Consider the following 15,840-nt stretch of genomic DNA (forward strand, 5'->3'; position numbering starts at 1 on the left):
GTTATGGCCGAGCTCGTGGAACACGGACAGCTGTTCATCGGCGGGGAACTGACCGATCCCCTGGGCAAGGACGTCATCGAGGTGGTCTCGCCGCACACCGAGGAGGTCATCGGGCGGGTGCCGCACGCGTCGACGGGCGACGTGGACCGGGCGGTCGGCGCGGCGCGGCGGGCCTTCGACGAGGGGCCCTGGCCCCGGTTGTCGCTCGACGAGCGGATCGCCGTCGTCACCCGCATCAAGGACGGCATCGCGCTGCGCCACGAGGAGATCGCCCGGGTGATCTCCTCGGAGAACGGCTCCCCGTACTCCTGGAGCGTCCTCGCGCAGGCCCTCGGCGCGATGATGGTGTGGGACGCGGCGATCACCGTCGCGCGCGGCTTCACCTACGAGGAGCGGCGCGACGGCGTGCTGGGGAAGATCCTCGTGCGGCGCGAGCCCGTGGGGGTGGTCGCGGCCGTCGTCCCCTGGAACGTGCCGCAGTTCGTCGCCGCCGCCAAGCTCGCGCCCGCGCTGCTCACCGGCTGCACGGTGGTGCTGAAGCCGTCGCCGGAGTCGCCGCTGGACGCGTATCTGCTGGCCGAGATCGCGCGGGAGGCCGGGCTGCCGGAGGGTGTGCTGTCGATCCTGCCGGCGGACCGCGAGGTCAGTGAGTACCTGGTGGGGCATCCGGGCGTCGGCAAGGTGTCGTTCACCGGCTCGGTCGCGGCCGGCAAGCGGGTTATGGAGGTGGCGTCCAGGAACCTGACGCGGGTGACCCTGGAACTCGGCGGGAAGTCGGCGGCGGTCGTCCTGCCGGACGCGGACATCGCCACGGCCGTCCCCGGGATCGTCTCGGCCGCCTTCATGAACAACGGGCAGGCCTGTGTGGCGCAGACCCGCATCCTCCTGCCGCGTTCGCGCTACGACGAGTTCGCGGACGCCTTCGCCGCCGCGGCGGCCGCGCTGGTCGTCGGCGACCCGTTGGACCCGGCGACCCAGGTCGGCCCGCTGGTGGCGGAGCGGCAGCAGCGCCGGAACCTCGACTACATCCGGATCGGGCAGGAGGAGGGCGCGAAGATCCTCACGGGCGGCGGACGTCCGGCGGGCCTGGACCGCGGCTGGTACGTGGAGCCGACCCTGTTCGGCGACGTCGACAACTCCATGCGGATCGCCCGCGAGGAGATCTTCGGGCCGGTGATCTGCCTGCTGCCCTACGGCGACGAGTCCGAGGCGCTGAGGATCGCGAACGACTCCGACTACGGGCTCAGCGGCAGCGTGTGGACGGCCGACGTCGAGCGCGGCATCGAGATCGCCCGGCAGGTCCGTACCGGGACCTACTCGGTGAACACCTTCAGCCTCGACATGCTCGGACCGTTCGGCGGCTACAAGAACTCCGGGCTGGGGCGGGAGTTCGGACCCGAGGGCTTCGGCGAGTACCTCGAGCACAAGATGATCCACCTGCCGGCGGGATGGGAGGGATGAGCTGGGTGGAGGTGCCTCCCGCGCGAGCGGATTCGAGCGTGGGGGCGGGGGACAGGTGGTATGTCGAGGTGGACCGGTCCCTGTGCATCGGCTCCGCCCAGTGCATCCACCACGCGCCTGACGGCTTCCGGCTCGACACCGCGCGCCAGTCCCATCCGGTCGACCCGGACACGGACGCCAGCGAGCGGGTGCTGGCGGCGGCGGAGAGCTGCCCGGTGGAGGCGATCATGATCACGCTGGCGGGCAGCGGGGAGGCGGTGTTCCCGCCGGAGGAGTGAAGAAATTTCCCGAAAGGGTATTGCGTCACCTTTGGGACGTTTTATCCTGGTAGTGGCCTACGAGGCGAATGAGGGGGTCCGACCGGAGTAGCCGACTTCTGCGAGAGGCGAAGGCATCCGCAGAGGCCGACGTCGACGGACGGACCGAGGGACCTGAAGGTCGCGGGACAGGATCCGAAGGAAGCCCTCGTCGTCTCGTAGGTCTCTTTCGTGTGCCCCGTGTGCCCCGTGTGCCCTGTGCGCGGGTGCTGTTCGTGCTGTTCGTGCGTCCTGCGCGTGCGTTCTATTCGGGTGGCCGGGGGTCCGTCACGTCGATCAGCCGGCACACCGTCTCGATGTCGATCCGCACCTGGGCGATGGACGCGCGCCCCGACAGCCAGGTGATGAGCGCCGAGTGCCAGGTGTGCTCGATGACGCGGACCGCCGAGAGCTGCTCCGGGGTGGGATCGGTCAGGCCCATCGAGTCGAGGATGATCGCCGTCGTCTGCCGGGAGACCTGGTCGACCTCCGGCGAGACGCTGCGGTCGGCGAAGGTCAGCGCGCGGACCATCGCGTCCGCCAGGTGCGGCTCGCGCTGGAGGGCGCGGAAGGCGCGCATCAGGGTCTCCGCGACGCGGTCCGCCGCCCGCTCGCCCGTCGGGGGCTTCTTTCTCAGCGTGCCGTGCATGTGCTCCAGCTGGTCCTGCATCGTGGCGACCAGCAGGTGCACCTTGGAGGGGAAGTAGCGGTAGAGCGTGCCCAGGGCGACCTGCGAGGACTCCGCGACCTCCCGCATCTGCACCGCGTCGAAACCGCCCCGGCTGGCCAACTGCGCGCTCGCGTGCAGGATGCGGCGACGGCGCGCCTCCTGCCGCTCGGTGAGTGGGGAGTGCGCAGGGCGCTGAGTGCTGGCTTCCACAGGCATGGGTCCCGTTCCGTGACAGTCGGTGAGGCTCAGTGGGCACACAGCGGCGACGGCGTGGTGGGCCGTGGCGTGAATCACCTGATCCACTGCTCACAGCTCTCCTACCTGCCGGTAGATTCAGAGCCTCCCGAACGATCAAGTCTGAAACTTGTTCTAGATTAGCGTCCCGTCGTAGTCTCGCGGGACAATGCAGGCAGAAGGGGGCCCGGAGTGACCGCTGAGGCCAGTCAGGCAGGGCCCCGGCACGACCTCGCCGCCGACGGCGGGCGACCGCTCAGCATCGCGCTCCTCACGTACAAGGGGAACCCGTTCTGCGGGGGCCAGGGTGTCTACGTACGGCACCTCTCGCGCGAGCTGGCCCGTCTCGGGCACCGCGTCGAGGTGATCGGTTCCCAGCCCTATCCGGTGCTGGACCCCGGCCACGACGACCGTCTCTCCCTCACCGAGCTGCCCAGTCTCGACCTCTACCGTCAGCCGGATCCCTTCCGCACCCCGAAGCGTGGCGAGTACCGCGACTGGGTCGACGCCCTCGAGGTCGGCACGATGTGGACCGGTGGTTTTCCCGAGCCGCTGACGTTCTCGCTGCGGGCCCGCCGCCACCTCCGCGCGCGCAGCGGCGAGTTCGACGTCGTGCACGACAACCAGACCCTGGGATACGGGCTGTTGGGAGACGTCGGCGCGCCCCTCGTCACCACCATCCACCACCCCATCACCGTCGACCGGCAGTTGGAGCTGGACGCCGCCGAGGGATGGCGGCGTCGGTACTCCGTGCGCCGCTGGTACGCGTTCACCCGGATGCAGAAGCGGGTCGCGCGCCGGCTGCCGTCCGTGCTCACCGTCTCCGGCACCTCCCGCCAGGAGATCATCGACCACCTCGGCGTCCGCGACGACCGCATCCACGTCGTCCACATCGGCGCCGACACCGACCTGTTCTCGCCGAACCCCGCCGTGGCCGTCGTGCCGGGCCGGATCGTGACGACGTCCAGCGCGGACGTCCCGCTCAAGGGCCTGGTCTTCCTCGTCGAGGCACTGGCCAAGGTGCGCACCGAGCACCCGCACGCCCATCTCGTCGTCGTGGGCAAGCGCCCGCAGGAGGGGCCGGTCGCCCAGGCGATCGAGCGGTACGGCCTCGAGGGCGCCGTCGAATTCGTCAAGGGCATCACCGACGCCGAACTGGTCGACCTGGTCCGCTCGGCGGAGGTCGCCTGCGTGCCGTCGCTGTACGAGGGCTTCTCCCTGCCGGCCGCCGAGGCCATGGCCACGGGCACCCCGCTGCTCGCCACGACCGGCGGGGCGATCCCCGAGGTCGCCGGGCGTGACGGCGAGACCTGCCTGGCCGTGCCGCCGGGCGACTCCGGTGCGCTGGCCACGGGTCTCGGACGGCTGCTGGGCGATCCGGAGCTGCGGGCCCGGCTCGGCGCGGCCGGACGGCAACGGGTGCTCGAGCGGTTCACCTGGGCGCGGGCCGCCGAGGGGACCGTGGCCCGGTACCGCGAGGCGATAGCCGACGGCGGTCGCCCACGGGGCGCCGCGCCTTCCGCGCCTTCCGCGGCTCCCGCCGCCCCCGCAGCTGTCGAGGCCGTCGGCGCCGGGGCCGACATCGACGCCGTATCCGAAGCATCCGACCGCGATCGCGAAAGCAGGGCCACGTGCTGACCGTCGACTTCTCCAGGTTCCCGCTCGCCCCGGGCGACCGAGTCCTGGACCTGGGCTGCGGTGCCGGCCGGCACGCTTTCGAGTGTTACCGGCGCGGCGCGCAGGTCGTGGCCCTCGACCAGAACGCCGAGGAGATCCGCGAGGTCGCCAAGTGGTTCGCGGCGATGAAGGAGGCCGGCGAGGCCCCCGAGGGCGCCACCGCCACCGCCATGGAGGGCGACGCCCTCGCCCTGCCCTTCCCCGACGAGTCCTTCGACGTCGTGATCATCTCCGAGGTCATGGAGCACATCCCGGACGACAAGGGCGTCCTCGCGGAGATGGTGCGCGTGCTCAAGCCGGGCGGCCGGATCGCCATCACCGTCCCGCGCTACGGCCCCGAGAAGGTCTGCTGGACCCTCTCCGACGCCTACCACGAGGTCGAGGGCGGCCACATCCGCATCTACCGGGCGGACGAACTGCTCACGAGGATCCGTGAGGCGGGCCTGAAGCCGTACGGCACCCACCACGCCCACGCGCTGCACTCGCCGTACTGGTGGCTGAAGTGCGCGTTCGGCGTCGACAACGACAAGGCGCTGCCGGTGCGGGCGTACCACAAGCTGCTGGTCTGGGACATCATGAAGAAGCCCCTCGCCACCCGGGTCGCCGAGCAGGCGCTGAACCCGCTCATCGGCAAGAGCTTCGTGGCGTACGCGACCAAGCCGCACCTGCCGCGGCTCTCCGAACAGACCGGCCAGACCGCGACGACGCCGAAGACGGCGAAGACCGCGAAGACGAAGCAGACCGCGAAGACCGAGCAGGCCGAGAAGACCGGGGCGGACGCCAAGTGACGACGTCCCGGACAGAACACCTCGTCCTGCCCGGGGTCCTCACCGCCGAGCAGGCCGCCGTGACCGTCACCGGCATCCTCGCCGCGCAGCGTGAGGACGGCGCCATCCCGTGGTTCCGGGGCCACCACCTCGACCCGTGGGACCACACCGAGGCGGCGATGGCGCTGGACGCGGCGGGCGAGCACGAGGCCGCCGAGCGGGCGTACCGCTGGCTGGCCCGGCACCAGAACGACGACGGTTCCTGGTACGCCGCGTACGCGGACGGCGCCTTCGACGACGTCACCGACCGAGGGCGCGAGACGAACTTCGTCGCCTACATCGCCGTGGGCGTCTGGCACCACTACCTGTCCACCGGCGACGACACCTTCCTGGACCGCATGTGGCCGGCCGTCTACGCGGCCATCGAGTACGTGCTGCGGCTGCAGCAGCCCGGCGGGCAGATCGGCTGGCGCCGCGACGACGACGGCACCCCGACCGCCGACGCGCTGCTCACCGGCTCCTCCTCCATCCACCAGGCGCTGCGCTGCGCGCTGGCCATCGCCGAGCAGCGCGAAGAGCCGCAGCCCGACTGGGAGTTGGCGGTGGGCGCGCTGAGGCACGCCATACGGCGGCATCCCGAGCGGTTCCTCGACAAGGACCGCTACTCGATGGACTGGTACTACCCGGTGCTGGGCGGTGCGTTGACCGGCACGGAGGCCAAGTCCCGGATCGAGGCCGAGTGGGAGCGGTTCGTGGTCCCGGGGCTGGGCGTGCGCTGCGTCGTCCCCAACCCGTGGGTGACGGGGGGCGAGTCGGCCGAACTCGCCCTGGCCCTGTGGGCGATGGGCGAGTCCGACCGGGCGCTGGAGATTCTTCAGTCGATCCAGCATCTGCGCGACGAGGAGTCGGGCCTGTACTGGACGGGGTTCGTGTTCGAGGACGAGGCGATCTGGCCCCGCGAGCTGACCGCCTGGACCGCCGGGTCGCTGCTGCTCGCCGTGGCGGCCCTCGGCGGTCATGAGGCCACCTGCGCCGTGTTCGGCGGGGAGCTGCTGCCGTCCGGGCTGTCCGGGCTCGAGGCGGACTGCTGCGCCTGACCCGTTCCCGGGGCGGGTCCCAGGACCCGCCCCGGGACCCGCCTCAGTGGCGGTGGACCCGGTTGGCGATGGCGTGACCGATGAACAGGTAGACGACCGCTGCCAGGCCGTACCCTGCCACCACGCGTGCCCAGGCCTCGTCGAACGTGAACAGGTCACGTGACCAGCCGGCCAGCCAGTCGGCCGCGTGATGCACGAACTGGACCAGGTCGTTGCCCCGGTTGGCGTCCAGCAGGTACATGAGGATCCAGAGCCCGAGGATGACGGCCATGACGTCCGCGACGACCGCTACGACCGTTCCGGCGGAGTTGGAACCACTGCGATATCGAGACATGACTTCCGTCTGGCCCCGGAATCCCGGTTGAAACGTGGAGTGTTCGCTCTCCGTGCGCCCGTGGCTATGAGTTGAGTTCCGCCAGCGTCCGAAGGGTCGTCCGGTCCGGGGCGAGGACCAGCAGGTCCGTCACCGGCCCCTCGCGCCAGGACTCCAGCCGCTCGGCGACGCGTTCGCGCGGGCCGACCAGGGAGATCTCGTCGGCGAAGGCGTCCGGGACGGCCAGCACCGCCTCCTCGCGCCGCCCCGCCAGGAAGAGTTCCCGGATGCGCCGGGCCTCCTCCTCGTACCCCATGCGGGCCATCAGGTCGGCGTGGAAGTTGCGGGTGGCGTGGCCCATGCCGCCGATGTAGAAGCCGAGCATGGTCTTGACGGGGAGCAGCCCCTCGGTGACGTCGTCACAGATCCGCGCCTGGGCGAGGGGCGCGACCCGGAAGCCCTCGGGCAGCTCCGCCACCGCCGGGCCGTACGCGTCCGGCCGGTTCGGCGACCAGTACAGGGGCAGCCAGCCGTCGGCGATACGGATCGTCTGGGCGACGTTGCGCGGGCCCTCCGCGCCCAGCAGCACCGGCAGTTCGGGGCGCAGGGGGTGGGTGATGGACCTGAGCGGTCTGCCGAGGCCGGTCGCGTCCGGGCCGCGGTAGGGGTGGGAGTGGAAGCGGCCGTCCAGTTCCACCGGCGCCTCGCGGCGCAGTACCTGGCGCACCACGTCCACGTACTCCCGGGTCGCGGTCAGGGGGGACTTGGGGAACGGCCGGCCGTACCAGCCCTCCACCACCTGGGGGCCCGACAGGCCGAGCCCGAGCGTCATCCGGCCGCCGGAGAGATGGTCCAGGGTCAGGGCGTGCATCGCGGTCGTGGTGGGGGAGCGGGCCGCCATCTGCGCCACCGCCGTGCCCAGTTCGATCGTCGTCGTGCGGGCGGCGATCCAGGTGAGGGGGGTGAAGGCGTCCGAGCCCCAGGACTCCGCCGTCCACACGGAGTCGTAGCCGAGCCGTTCCGCCTCACGCGCCAGCTCCACGTGGTCGGGGGAGGGGCCGCGGCCCCAGTAGCCGAGCGCCAGACCGAGCCGCATGTCCGCCTCCTGACGGTGTGTCAGACAAAGGAAGGCTGCGACTGTACGACAACGGCCCCCCGCCCGGAAGGGCGAGGGGCCGTGCGTGACGCTGTGCGGAGCGCAGGATCAGTGCGCGGACTCGGTCGCGCGGACTCAGCCGCGCTGGATGCCGGAGGCGTCCCGCAGAACACCGCGGCGGCCGTCCTGGGTCTGGGCGACCAGGCCCTGGGCGCCCTGCTCGACCGCGAGGTACCAGGTGCCCGGCGCCAGTTCGGCGATCGGCGTCGGCGCGCCGTCCTCCGCGTACAGCGGACGCGGCACCGGCACGGCGAACCAGAACGGGGAGAAGTCCCCGCCCGACGGCTGCGCCGGACCCGGCTGGGCGCCGAACGGCGGCTGACCCGGCTGGCCCTGCTGCGGCGGGGCGCCGAACGCCGACGGCTGCTGCGGCGCGCCGGGGTAGCCGTAACCGGCGGGCGGCTGCGCGCCGTAGGGCTGCGGAGCGGCCGGCCTGGGCGCCGGGACGAGGGCGGCCTGGAGGGCCGGCACCAGCGGGGTGGCGATCGCGCCGGCGGCCAGCAGCAGCGCGGCGATCAGGCCCAGGATCAGCCCGGAGCCCGTGTCGATCCCGGTGCTGCCGAAGGAGTCGCTGAACGCGCCGAGCGGGTCGACGATCGTCCAGAACGCGGTCCACGCGGAGAAGACCGTCAGCGCGACACCGAACTGACCCAGGTCGAGGCCGACCACCTTGCGCGGCTGCGGAAGCGCGCGGGCCACGACGATCAGGGCGGCACCGATGATTCCGCCGAGATACATGCTCATTACGAGGCCGAGGTTGTCCCAGGCGTTCGGGACGTCACTGCCGGAGCCGTCGAACGTGTTCAGGAACGACGCGATGAACAGCAATACCGCTGCTCCGATCACCACGCCGTCGCCTCGAGTGAGGGAGCGGATATTCACTTCAGGTCCTTCGTCAGTCGTCTCGTCATCGGTACACGCATACACATATCGCTAGAGGCGTCGCTGTCACCATGTCGCCGTCAGGCCCCTTTGTGAAGCGCGGGGTGGCCCCTCATCGTGGGGACGACACTATCGTCACCTCGATCGCGCTGTCCGCCGGGATGAGTGCCCTGATCACTACCCGTGCAGGAAACTCACGATTCCCTCAGAGATCCCCTGCGCCGCCTTCTGCCGCCAGGCGCCACTGGTCAGCAGCGCCGCGTCCTTGGTATCGCGCATGTTGCCGCACTCGATGAACACCTTGGGAACCGTTGACAGATTGAGACCGCCCAGGTCCTCACGCGTGACGAGACCGGTGCCGTCGCCGACGTAGTTGGACGGTGAAGTGCCCGTCGCCCGGGTGAAGTCGCCCGCGATCAGCTTCCCGAGGTCCTTCGACGGGGCGACGATGCCGCGGGTGTCGGCGGCCCCCTCGTGCACCGCGCCCGGCAGGATCACATGGAAGCCGCGCTGCCCCGCCCCGGCGCCGTCGGCGTGGATCGAGACGACCGCGTCGGCGTGCGCCGCGTTCCCGATCCGGGCGCGCTCGTCGACGCACGGGCCGTACGGCCGGTCCGCGTCCTGCGTCAGCCGCACCGTGGCGCCCTGCCGCTGGAGCAGCGCGCGCAGCCGGTGGGCCACGTCCAGCGTGAACTGCGCCTCGCTGTAACCGGAGTTCGTGGACGTGCCCGTCGTGTCGCACTCCTTGCGGTTGGTGCCGATGTCCACCTCGCGGTTGATGTCGGCGGTGTGCCGGTAGTTGGTGGGGTTGTGGCCGGGGTCGATGACGACGACCTTGCCCTGGAGCGAGGTCGCGCCGGCACCGCCCGGGGCGGACGCGGACGCGGTGCTCGTACCGGCGCCCGTCTTCCCGTCACCGCCCGTGCCGCCCGCACTGTCCGCGCCGTTCGCGGGGGAGCTGAGGACGCTCGGCGCCGCCCCCGAGCCCGCCCCCGGTCCGTTGGCCCCGCCGCTCCCGGTCCCGCCCAGCGCCTCGTACGCCAGCCAGCCCAGCAGCGCCCCGGGCACGAGCGCGGCGAGCGCCACGGTCAGCGGGCGGCGCAGCGGCGAGCGGCGCGGCCGCGAGGGGCCGAAGGGGTCGGAGGGGTCGGAGGGGCCGGGGTTCGAGCCTGCGTACGACACGCCTGCCACCCTAACGGCCACCCCGGCGAGGTCTCACGGGGACGGCGGCCGGACGGATGACGGACGGTGGTCCCGCTGGGCCGGCCCGCACGGTCTCGTCCGACGGGCCGTCGGGGTTGTGGCCGAGGCCGCCTGTTCGTCGTGAGGACATCCTCGGGTCGCGTCGCGCGGTCCCGCCGGCCTGGTGCCTCGGCGGTCCTTGTGTCCGGCGGGTCCCGCTCCGGGCGGCGCGCTCGGCCAGGTTCCGCTCGGCGAGGTTCCGTTCGGCAGGTTCCGTTCGGCAGGTTCCGTTCGGACGTCAGGGGGTGGGGGTCCGGCGGGGCAGCCACCGGAGCATCAGGGCCGCGCCCGCCAGCAGTACGCCCGTGCCGGTGCGGAAGGCCAGTGCGTACCCCTCCGTCAGCGCCTCCGGTGTCCCGCGCCCCGCCGCGATCGAGGAGGCGATCGTCGACAGCACCGCCAGGCCCAGCGCGCCGCCCATCGTGCGGGAGGTGTTGACCAGGCCGGACACCAGACCCGCCTCGCCCGGCCCCGCGCCCGAGATGGCCGGCGAGGCGAGCGGGGTCGAGGCCACGCCCGCGCCCAGCATCATCAGGACGCCCGGCAGCAAAATCCCGGTGACGTACCCGGCGTCCGTGCTCATCGTCGACTGCCGGGCGAACCCGGCCGCCGCGAGCAGCGTGCCCAGCGTGGCCACGGTGCGGGCCCCGGCCGCGCGCATGAAACGGGGGGGGCGAGTTTCGAGGCGACGACGATGGCCAGCGGGCTCGGCATCAGCGCCAGGCCCGCCTCCAGCGGGGTGTAGCCCAGCACGTTCCGCGCGTACAGCGTCATGAGGAACCACATGGAGAACATGGCCGAGCCGCTCACGAACTCCCCCGGAGGGGGTGCCCCCAGCCGCGTTCGCCGCCGACACCGCCCGCAGCCGGAACAGCCCGAGCGGCTCAACGGGTCCGCCGTCCGGGCCTCGACGGCGAGGAACAGGCCGATCGACGCGAGCCCGGCGGCCAACGGGACGAGCGTGGCCGGCGCCGTCCAGCCCTCGGCGTCCGTCCGCGAGATGCCGTACGCCGGCGTGGCGAGGCCGGCCGTGACCAGCAGCGCGCCCGGCAGGTCCGGGCGGCGGCCGTCGCCGGCCCGGCTCTCGGACAGCCACCACAGCGAGCCGGCCAGCAGCACCACACCGACCGGGACGTTGATCAACAGGACCCGACGAGGAACTGTCCGGCGCAGGCGAGCGCCACGAGCAGCCAGGCGGGAGCGGCGGGACGGCGGTATCTCCGGGCGCGGGTGGTGTCGGCGGTTTCCAGCATGGGCGTCATGGTCTCGATCCGGTTGCGCCCCTTGCATCGGGATTTAGGCCTGGGGCGCGGGTGCGGGGTCGTCCCGGGCCGCCGGTGGTTCAGCGGGCGGTGAAGTCGGCGAGGTGGTCGGTGGCCCAGACGGTGAAGGGGCGGGCGGGGTGGCCGGTGAGCTCCTCGACGGTGCGGGTGAGGGCGACGGGCCTGCCGTCCGTGGACGCCCACCACGCGAGGAGGGCGTCGGCGTAGACGGCGGGGATGTGCCCGTCCGTCTCCTTCTTCCACTCCTCGGCGGTGACGTGCTTGACCGCGATGGCGCGCCCGGTGACGGCGGCCAGCCGGTCGATCTGCTCGGCGAACGTCAGCGACTCGGGTCCGGTGAGGGTGAACCGGCCGCCGCGGTGCCGGGGGTCGGTGAGGACGGCGTGGGCGGCCTCGGCCAGGTCCGTCTCGTGGAGGGGGTCGGTGTGGGCGCCGGGGAAGGGCAGGCTGACGGGCAGTCCGGCCCTGACGGACCAGGCCCAGGACGCGGCGTTGGAGGCGAAGGAGCCCGGGCGCAGGAGGGTGGTGGGGATCGGGGAGGCGAGCAGCGCCCGCTCCACGGCCAGATGGGAGCCGGCCAGAGGGTCGTCCTTCGGCTCTGATCCGAGCGCGCCCAGGACGCTCGAGCTGGACAGCACCACGACATGGGTGACTCCGGCGCGGTGGGCGTGGTCGACGAACTCGGTGATGTGCTCGGGGTTCGCGTAGAGGAAGACGGAGGTGACGCCGGCCAGGGCGGCGGGGAAGGTCGAGGGGTCGGTGAGGTCGAGGGCGACGGCCTCGACGCCGGGTGGCGGGGTGAGGTCGCCGCGAGCGGCGGAGCCGACGCGCACGGGTATGCCGTCGGCGTGCAGGAGGGCGAGCAGGCGGGTGGCGACCGCGCCGCGGCCTCCGGTGATCAGGATCATGGCGGTTCCTTCGTTGAACGCTGCGAACGTCGTTCGTGGCGAACGCTGTTCGTTTAGCCGTGGTCGTGACAGTAGGAGCGAACGCTGTTCGTGTCAAACGCTGTTCGTCACGGTCGTTGTTCGTCACGGTTCTTGTTCGTGTCGACCGGCGTTCGTGTCGACCGGCGTTCGTTCCCGGTTACCCTCTCCCCGTGACCCCCGAGCCGATCAGCCGCCGCGCGCGCCCCGCCAAGGCCCCCCTCAGCCGCGAGGCGATCGTGCGTGCCGGGCTGGCCATCCTCGACCGCGACGGGCTGGACGCGCTGACCATGCGCCGCGTCGCCAAGGAGCTCGACACCGGGCCGGCCTCGCTCTACGTCTATGTCGCCAACCGCGACGACCTGATGGCCGCGATGCTGGACGAGGCGCTCGCCCGGGTCCCGCTCACCGCGGAGGGCACCTGGCGGGAGCAGCTGCACGCCCTGGTCGCGGCGAGCGTCGAGGCCATGAGCCGGCACGAGGGGCTGGCCGCCGTCGCCCTCGGCGCGATCCCCACCGGCGCCAACGCCCTGCTCGTCCTCGACCGCATGCTCGCGCTGCTCAAGCAGGCCGGCCTCGACGACATCACCGCCGCCTGGGCCCTCGACCTGCTCCATCTCCACAGCGCCGCGGCCGCCGCCGAGCAGAGCGCCTACATCACCAAGGGCGGCAAGGAGGACACCGTGGTGGCGGACGCCGACCGCCACTACGCGGCCCTGCCCGCCGAGCGCTACCCGATGATCACCGCGCTGCGGCCGGCCCTGTTCTCGCCCGGCGACCGCGACGCCTGGGGCCTGGACGTGCTGCTCAGCGGCATCCTCCAGACTCCCGCCCGCTGACGCGCCCGCCTACCTCGTCGACTGACTCACCGCCGCCGGGGGCCAGGCCGTCCCTGCGGCCGCTTTCTTCAAGAGAAGATAAAGAAATCGTTAGTACGCCAAAGCATCGGAATAGTTGCCCATGCATACAGGTTCAGCTCCCATGTAATCCCCGAACGACCCGCCCCGGAGGCCCCACCCCATGACGCACACGACCACCGACCGGCCCACCCGCGAAGCGAGCGGAGCCGTCGTCCCGGTGCTCGCCTTCGCGGGCATCGTGGTCGCGGTGATGCAGACCCTGCTCGTCCCGGTCATCAAGGACCTGCCCCAGTTGCTGGGCACCGCGCCCAGCAACGCCACCTGGGTCCTGACCTCGACGCTGCTGTCGGGCGCCGTGGCCACCCCGATCATGGGCCGCCTCGGCGACCTGTACGGCAAGCGGCGCATGCTGATAGCCAGCCTCGCGGTGATGGTCGTCGGCGCGCTGGTCAGCGCCCTCACCAGCGACCTGATCACGATGATCGCCGGCCGCGCACTCCAGGGCTTCGCGATGGGCGCGATCCCGCTCGGCATCGGCCTGATGCGGGACATGCTGCCGCGCGAGAAGCTCGGCTCGGCGATGGCCCTGATGAGCTCCTCGATCGGCGTCGGCGGCGGCCTCGCCCTGCCGCTCGCGGCCCTGATCGCCCAGCACGCCGACTGGCACGCCCTGTTCTACGGCGCCGCCGCCCTCGGCCTCCTCGCCATCGCCCTCACCCTCCTCGTCGTCCCCGAGTCCCCGGCGCGCGCCGAGGGCACCTTCGACGTCGCGGGCGCGATCGGCCTCTCCACCGGGCTGGTGCTCTTCCTGCTGCCGATCACCAAGGGCAGCGACTGGGGCTGGACCTCCGGCACCACCCTCGGCCTCTTCGCCGCCGCGGCCGTCGTCCTCGTCCTGTGGGGCGTGATGGAGCTGCGGCTGAAGGCCCCGCTCGTCGACCTGCGCACCACGGCCCGCCCCGCCGTCCTCTTCACCAACCTCGCCTCGATCATGGTCGGCGTCTCGTTCTACGTCGTCTCCCTGGTCCTGCCGCAGCTGCTCCAACTGCCGAAGGCCACCGGCTACGGCCTCGGCCAGTCGATGGTCGTCGCCGGTCTGCTCGTCGCGCCGCTCGGCCTGACGATGATGTTCACCGCGCCCGTCTACGCCAGGCTGTCCGCCAAGTACGGCCCCAAGTTCACCCTGATCCTCGGCATGCTGATCATCGCGATCGGCTACGGCGCCGGCCTCGGCCTGATGAGCGCCGCCTGGCAGAGCCTCGTCATCGCCGTCGTCCTCGGCGCCGGCATCGGCCTCGCGTACTCCTCCCTGCCCGCGCTGATCGTCGGCGCGGTCCCGGCCTCCGAGACCGGCGCGGCCAACGGCCTCAACACCCTGATGCGGTCCATCGGCACGTCGGTGTCCAGCGCCGTCATCGGCATGGTGCTGGCCAACACCGCGAACAACGTCGGCGGCGTCGCCGTACCGACCATGCACGGCTTCCGCGTCTCCTTCCTGATCGCCACGGGCGCCGTCGCGGTCGGCCTGGTCCTCGCCCTCTTCCTGCCCAGGCAGCAGCGCCCGTCGGCCGTGCCGCAGCTGCGCGCCAGCAGCGAGGAGGACGCCAACCTCAAGCATGCCGAGGAGGTCCTGCGGGGCTTCCGCGGCCGGGTCCTGGACGCCGAAGGCGGCCCGGTCGCCCGCGCCAAGGTCACGCTCATCGACCGCCGAGGCCGCCAGGCCGGCGCCACCCTGTCCCAGGAGGACGGCAGCTACGCCCTCGCCGTCCCCGCCCAGGGGGCCTACGTCCTCGCCGCCAAGGCCACCGGCCACGGCCCGCTGGCCAGCTCCGCGACCCACGCGGGCGACGAGCGTCCGGTCGACCTGGACCTGGCCCTGCCGGGCGAGACGGTCGACGCCTGACCCCGCCGGGCCCGGCCGCCGCACCGCGCGCGACTCCGGCCCGTCGTTACCGCACCCGCGACCCACGCGGGCGACGAGCGTCCGGTCGACCTGGACCTGGCCCTGCCGGGCGAGACGGTCGACGCCTGACCCCGCCGGGCCGGGCCGCGCGCACCGCGCGCGACTCCGGCCCGTCGTTACCGCACCCCCTGTCGCCTCGGCGGCGGGGGGTGCGGCAGCATGGGCGGCCATACGCACGGAGCACCCACACGCACGTACCACCGGAGGACCCCCATGCCCGCGGCACCCAAGCCCGAGATCCTGGCCGCGTTCGAGGCGGCGAAGGGGTTCATGCCGGTCGACGAGGGACTCGCGCTGTACGCGGCCGCCGTCGAGGCGGGTGCGCTCGGGCTGCCGCTGCTCGAGGTCGGCACCTACTGCGGGCGCTCCACGATCCTGCTCGCGGACGCGGCCCGGCAGGCCGGGGTCAGCGCGCTCACGCTCGACCACCACCGGGGCAGCGAGGAGCAGCAGCCGGGCTGGGAGTACCACGACCCGGACACCGTCGACCCCGAGGTCGGCCTGATGGACACCCTGCCCGCCTTCCGCCGGACCCTGCACCGCGCGGGCCTGGAGGAGCACGTGGTCGCGCTGGTCGGGCGTTCGCCGCGCATCGCCGCGTTCTGGAACTCGCCCCTCGGCCTCGTCTTCGTCGACGGCGGCCACACCGACGAGCACGCCACCTCCGACTACGAGGGGTGGGCCCCGCACGTCGCCGAGGGCGGTCTCCTCGTCATCCACGACGTGTTCCCCGACCCGGTCGACGAGTTCACCGGCCAGGCCCCCTACCGCGTCTACCTGCGCGCCCTGGACTCCGGGGCCTTCACCGAGATCTCGGACACCGGCTCGCTGCGGGTGCTGCGCCGGACGGCGAGGGCATCTAGCCAGGACGCGGACGCGTTCAGGGCGGGCGCGCGTTCAGGGCGGGCCGCGCTGACTGCGAGGGGGCCTTCAGCGGGGCCGCGCTGACTGCGAGGGCGCGTTCAGGGCGGGCCGCGCTGACTGCGGGGGGCGCGCTCACGAAAGGGCGGCGT

Annotated in this window: 14 protein-coding genes and 1 pseudogene; 8 read left to right on the forward strand and 7 right to left on the reverse strand. The window is 72.4% G+C overall.

Translation table 11 applies throughout. The annotated features are described in order from the left end of the window. The first annotated feature begins 3 nt into the window (after positions 1-3). Together ACFWBD_RS25180 and ACFWBD_RS25185 are read left to right on the forward strand one after the other, a co-directional pair. Positions 4-1,461, forward strand: coding sequence for an aldehyde dehydrogenase (locus tag ACFWBD_RS25180; protein ID WP_385670850.1), 1,458 nt, complete (start codon positions 4-6; stop codon positions 1,459-1,461). Further along, positions 1,458-1,739 (forward strand): ferredoxin, encoded by a 282-nt coding sequence (locus tag ACFWBD_RS25185; protein ID WP_385670853.1) that lies wholly within the window; start codon positions 1,458-1,460, stop codon positions 1,737-1,739. Before ACFWBD_RS25180 ends, ACFWBD_RS25185 begins: the two co-directional genes overlap by 4 nt. Before the next feature lie 283 nt (positions 1,740-2,022). Here ACFWBD_RS25185 and ACFWBD_RS25190 read toward each other — a convergent pair whose 3' ends face one another. Continuing rightward, positions 2,023-2,643 carry a TetR family transcriptional regulator gene (locus ACFWBD_RS25190; RefSeq protein WP_385670856.1) on the reverse strand — a complete coding sequence of 207 codons (621 nt, stop codon included), beginning with the start codon at positions 2,641-2,643 and terminating at the stop codon, positions 2,023-2,025. 210 nt (positions 2,644-2,853) lie between these two features. On the opposite strand from ACFWBD_RS25190, the gene ACFWBD_RS25195 reads away from it, so the two are divergent. The 3 genes from ACFWBD_RS25195 to ACFWBD_RS25205 are packed head-to-tail and all read left to right on the forward strand — an operon-like array spanning position 2,854 to position 6,202. Next, complete coding sequence (locus ACFWBD_RS25195; protein ID WP_385670859.1) at positions 2,854-4,299, forward strand: glycosyltransferase family 4 protein; 1,446 nt, start codon at positions 2,854-2,856, stop codon at positions 4,297-4,299. After that, positions 4,293-5,126 (forward strand): methyltransferase domain-containing protein, encoded by an 834-nt coding sequence (locus tag ACFWBD_RS25200; RefSeq protein ID WP_385670862.1) that lies wholly within the window; start codon positions 4,293-4,295, stop codon positions 5,124-5,126. The genes ACFWBD_RS25195 and ACFWBD_RS25200 overlap by 7 nt, the downstream gene beginning before the upstream one ends. After that, a complete protein-coding gene (locus ACFWBD_RS25205) occupies positions 5,123-6,202 on the forward strand; it encodes a prenyltransferase/squalene oxidase repeat-containing protein (RefSeq protein ID WP_385670865.1) in 1,080 nt (359 codons plus the stop codon). Before ACFWBD_RS25200 ends, ACFWBD_RS25205 begins: the two co-directional genes overlap by 4 nt. A gap of 43 nt (positions 6,203-6,245) precedes the next feature. Here ACFWBD_RS25205 and ACFWBD_RS25210 read toward each other — a convergent pair whose 3' ends face one another. The 6 genes and pseudogenes from ACFWBD_RS25210 to ACFWBD_RS25235 all read right to left on the reverse strand — a co-directional run bounded on the left by ACFWBD_RS25210 (position 6,246) and on the right by ACFWBD_RS25235 (position 11,986). Next, on the reverse strand, positions 6,246-6,536 hold the full coding sequence (locus tag ACFWBD_RS25210) for a hypothetical protein (protein ID WP_385670868.1): 291 nt from the start codon (positions 6,534-6,536) through the stop codon (positions 6,246-6,248). Between the two features lie 64 nt (positions 6,537-6,600). Further along, a complete protein-coding gene (locus ACFWBD_RS25215) occupies positions 6,601-7,611 on the reverse strand; it encodes an LLM class F420-dependent oxidoreductase (RefSeq protein WP_385670871.1) in 1,011 nt (336 codons plus the stop codon). A gap of 135 nt (positions 7,612-7,746) precedes the next feature. Then, positions 7,747-8,553 (reverse strand): hypothetical protein, encoded by an 807-nt coding sequence (locus ACFWBD_RS25220; RefSeq protein WP_385670874.1) that lies wholly within the window; start codon positions 8,551-8,553, stop codon positions 7,747-7,749. Positions 8,554-8,730: 177 nt separating this feature from the next. Beyond that, positions 8,731-9,735 carry an N-acetylmuramoyl-L-alanine amidase gene (locus ACFWBD_RS25225; RefSeq protein ID WP_385670877.1) on the reverse strand — a complete coding sequence of 335 codons (1,005 nt, stop codon included), beginning with the start codon at positions 9,733-9,735 and terminating at the stop codon, positions 8,731-8,733. 298 nt (positions 9,736-10,033) lie between these two features. Then, positions 10,034-10,950, reverse strand: a pseudogene (locus ACFWBD_RS25230) (MFS transporter); the annotation flags it as partial. 187 nt (positions 10,951-11,137) lie between these two features. Next, entirely contained in the window at positions 11,138-11,986 is an 849-nt protein-coding gene (locus ACFWBD_RS25235; protein ID WP_385670880.1) for an NAD(P)H-binding protein, read from the reverse strand. A gap of 191 nt (positions 11,987-12,177) precedes the next feature. Here ACFWBD_RS25235 and ACFWBD_RS25240 point away from each other — a divergent pair, with 191 nt between their 5' ends. The 3 genes from ACFWBD_RS25240 to ACFWBD_RS25250 all read left to right on the forward strand — a co-directional run bounded on the left by ACFWBD_RS25240 (position 12,178) and on the right by ACFWBD_RS25250 (position 15,775). After that, a complete protein-coding gene (locus ACFWBD_RS25240) occupies positions 12,178-12,843 on the forward strand; it encodes a TetR/AcrR family transcriptional regulator (protein WP_385670883.1) in 666 nt (221 codons plus the stop codon). 181 nt (positions 12,844-13,024) lie between these two features. Further along, the gene (locus ACFWBD_RS25245; RefSeq protein WP_385670886.1) at positions 13,025-14,767 is read left to right on the forward strand and encodes an MFS transporter; all 1,743 of its coding nucleotides are present in this window, start codon (positions 13,025-13,027) and stop codon (positions 14,765-14,767) included. 273 nt (positions 14,768-15,040) lie between these two features. Beyond that, on the forward strand, positions 15,041-15,775 hold the full coding sequence (locus ACFWBD_RS25250) for a class I SAM-dependent methyltransferase (RefSeq protein ID WP_385670889.1): 735 nt from the start codon (positions 15,041-15,043) through the stop codon (positions 15,773-15,775). Positions 15,776-15,840: the final 65 nt, after the last annotated feature.

Source organism: Streptomyces sp. NPDC060002 (assembly GCF_042737245.1).
Classification (GTDB): domain Bacteria; phylum Actinomycetota; class Actinomycetes; order Streptomycetales; family Streptomycetaceae; genus Streptomyces.

Excerpts from the sequence above, each read along its gene's own strand:
- ACFWBD_RS25250 (WP_385670889.1), top strand. The coding sequence starts at position 15,041 with ATGCCCGCGGCACCCAAGCCCGAGATCCTGGCCGCGTTCGAGGCGGCG.
- ACFWBD_RS25210 (WP_385670868.1), bottom strand. The coding sequence starts at position 6,536 with ATGTCTCGATATCGCAGTGGTTCCAACTCCGCCGGAACGGTCGTAGCG.
- ACFWBD_RS25245 (WP_385670886.1), top strand. The coding sequence starts at position 13,025 with ATGACGCACACGACCACCGACCGGCCCACCCGCGAAGCGAGCGGAGCC.
- ACFWBD_RS25185 (WP_385670853.1), top strand. The coding sequence starts at position 1,458 with ATGAGCTGGGTGGAGGTGCCTCCCGCGCGAGCGGATTCGAGCGTGGGG.
- ACFWBD_RS25215 (WP_385670871.1), bottom strand. The coding sequence starts at position 7,611 with ATGCGGCTCGGTCTGGCGCTCGGCTACTGGGGCCGCGGCCCCTCCCCC.
- ACFWBD_RS25235 (WP_385670880.1), bottom strand. The coding sequence starts at position 11,986 with ATGATCCTGATCACCGGAGGCCGCGGCGCGGTCGCCACCCGCCTGCTC.
- ACFWBD_RS25180 (WP_385670850.1), top strand. The coding sequence starts at position 4 with ATGGCCGAGCTCGTGGAACACGGACAGCTGTTCATCGGCGGGGAACTG.
- ACFWBD_RS25190 (WP_385670856.1), bottom strand. The coding sequence starts at position 2,643 with ATGCCTGTGGAAGCCAGCACTCAGCGCCCTGCGCACTCCCCACTCACC.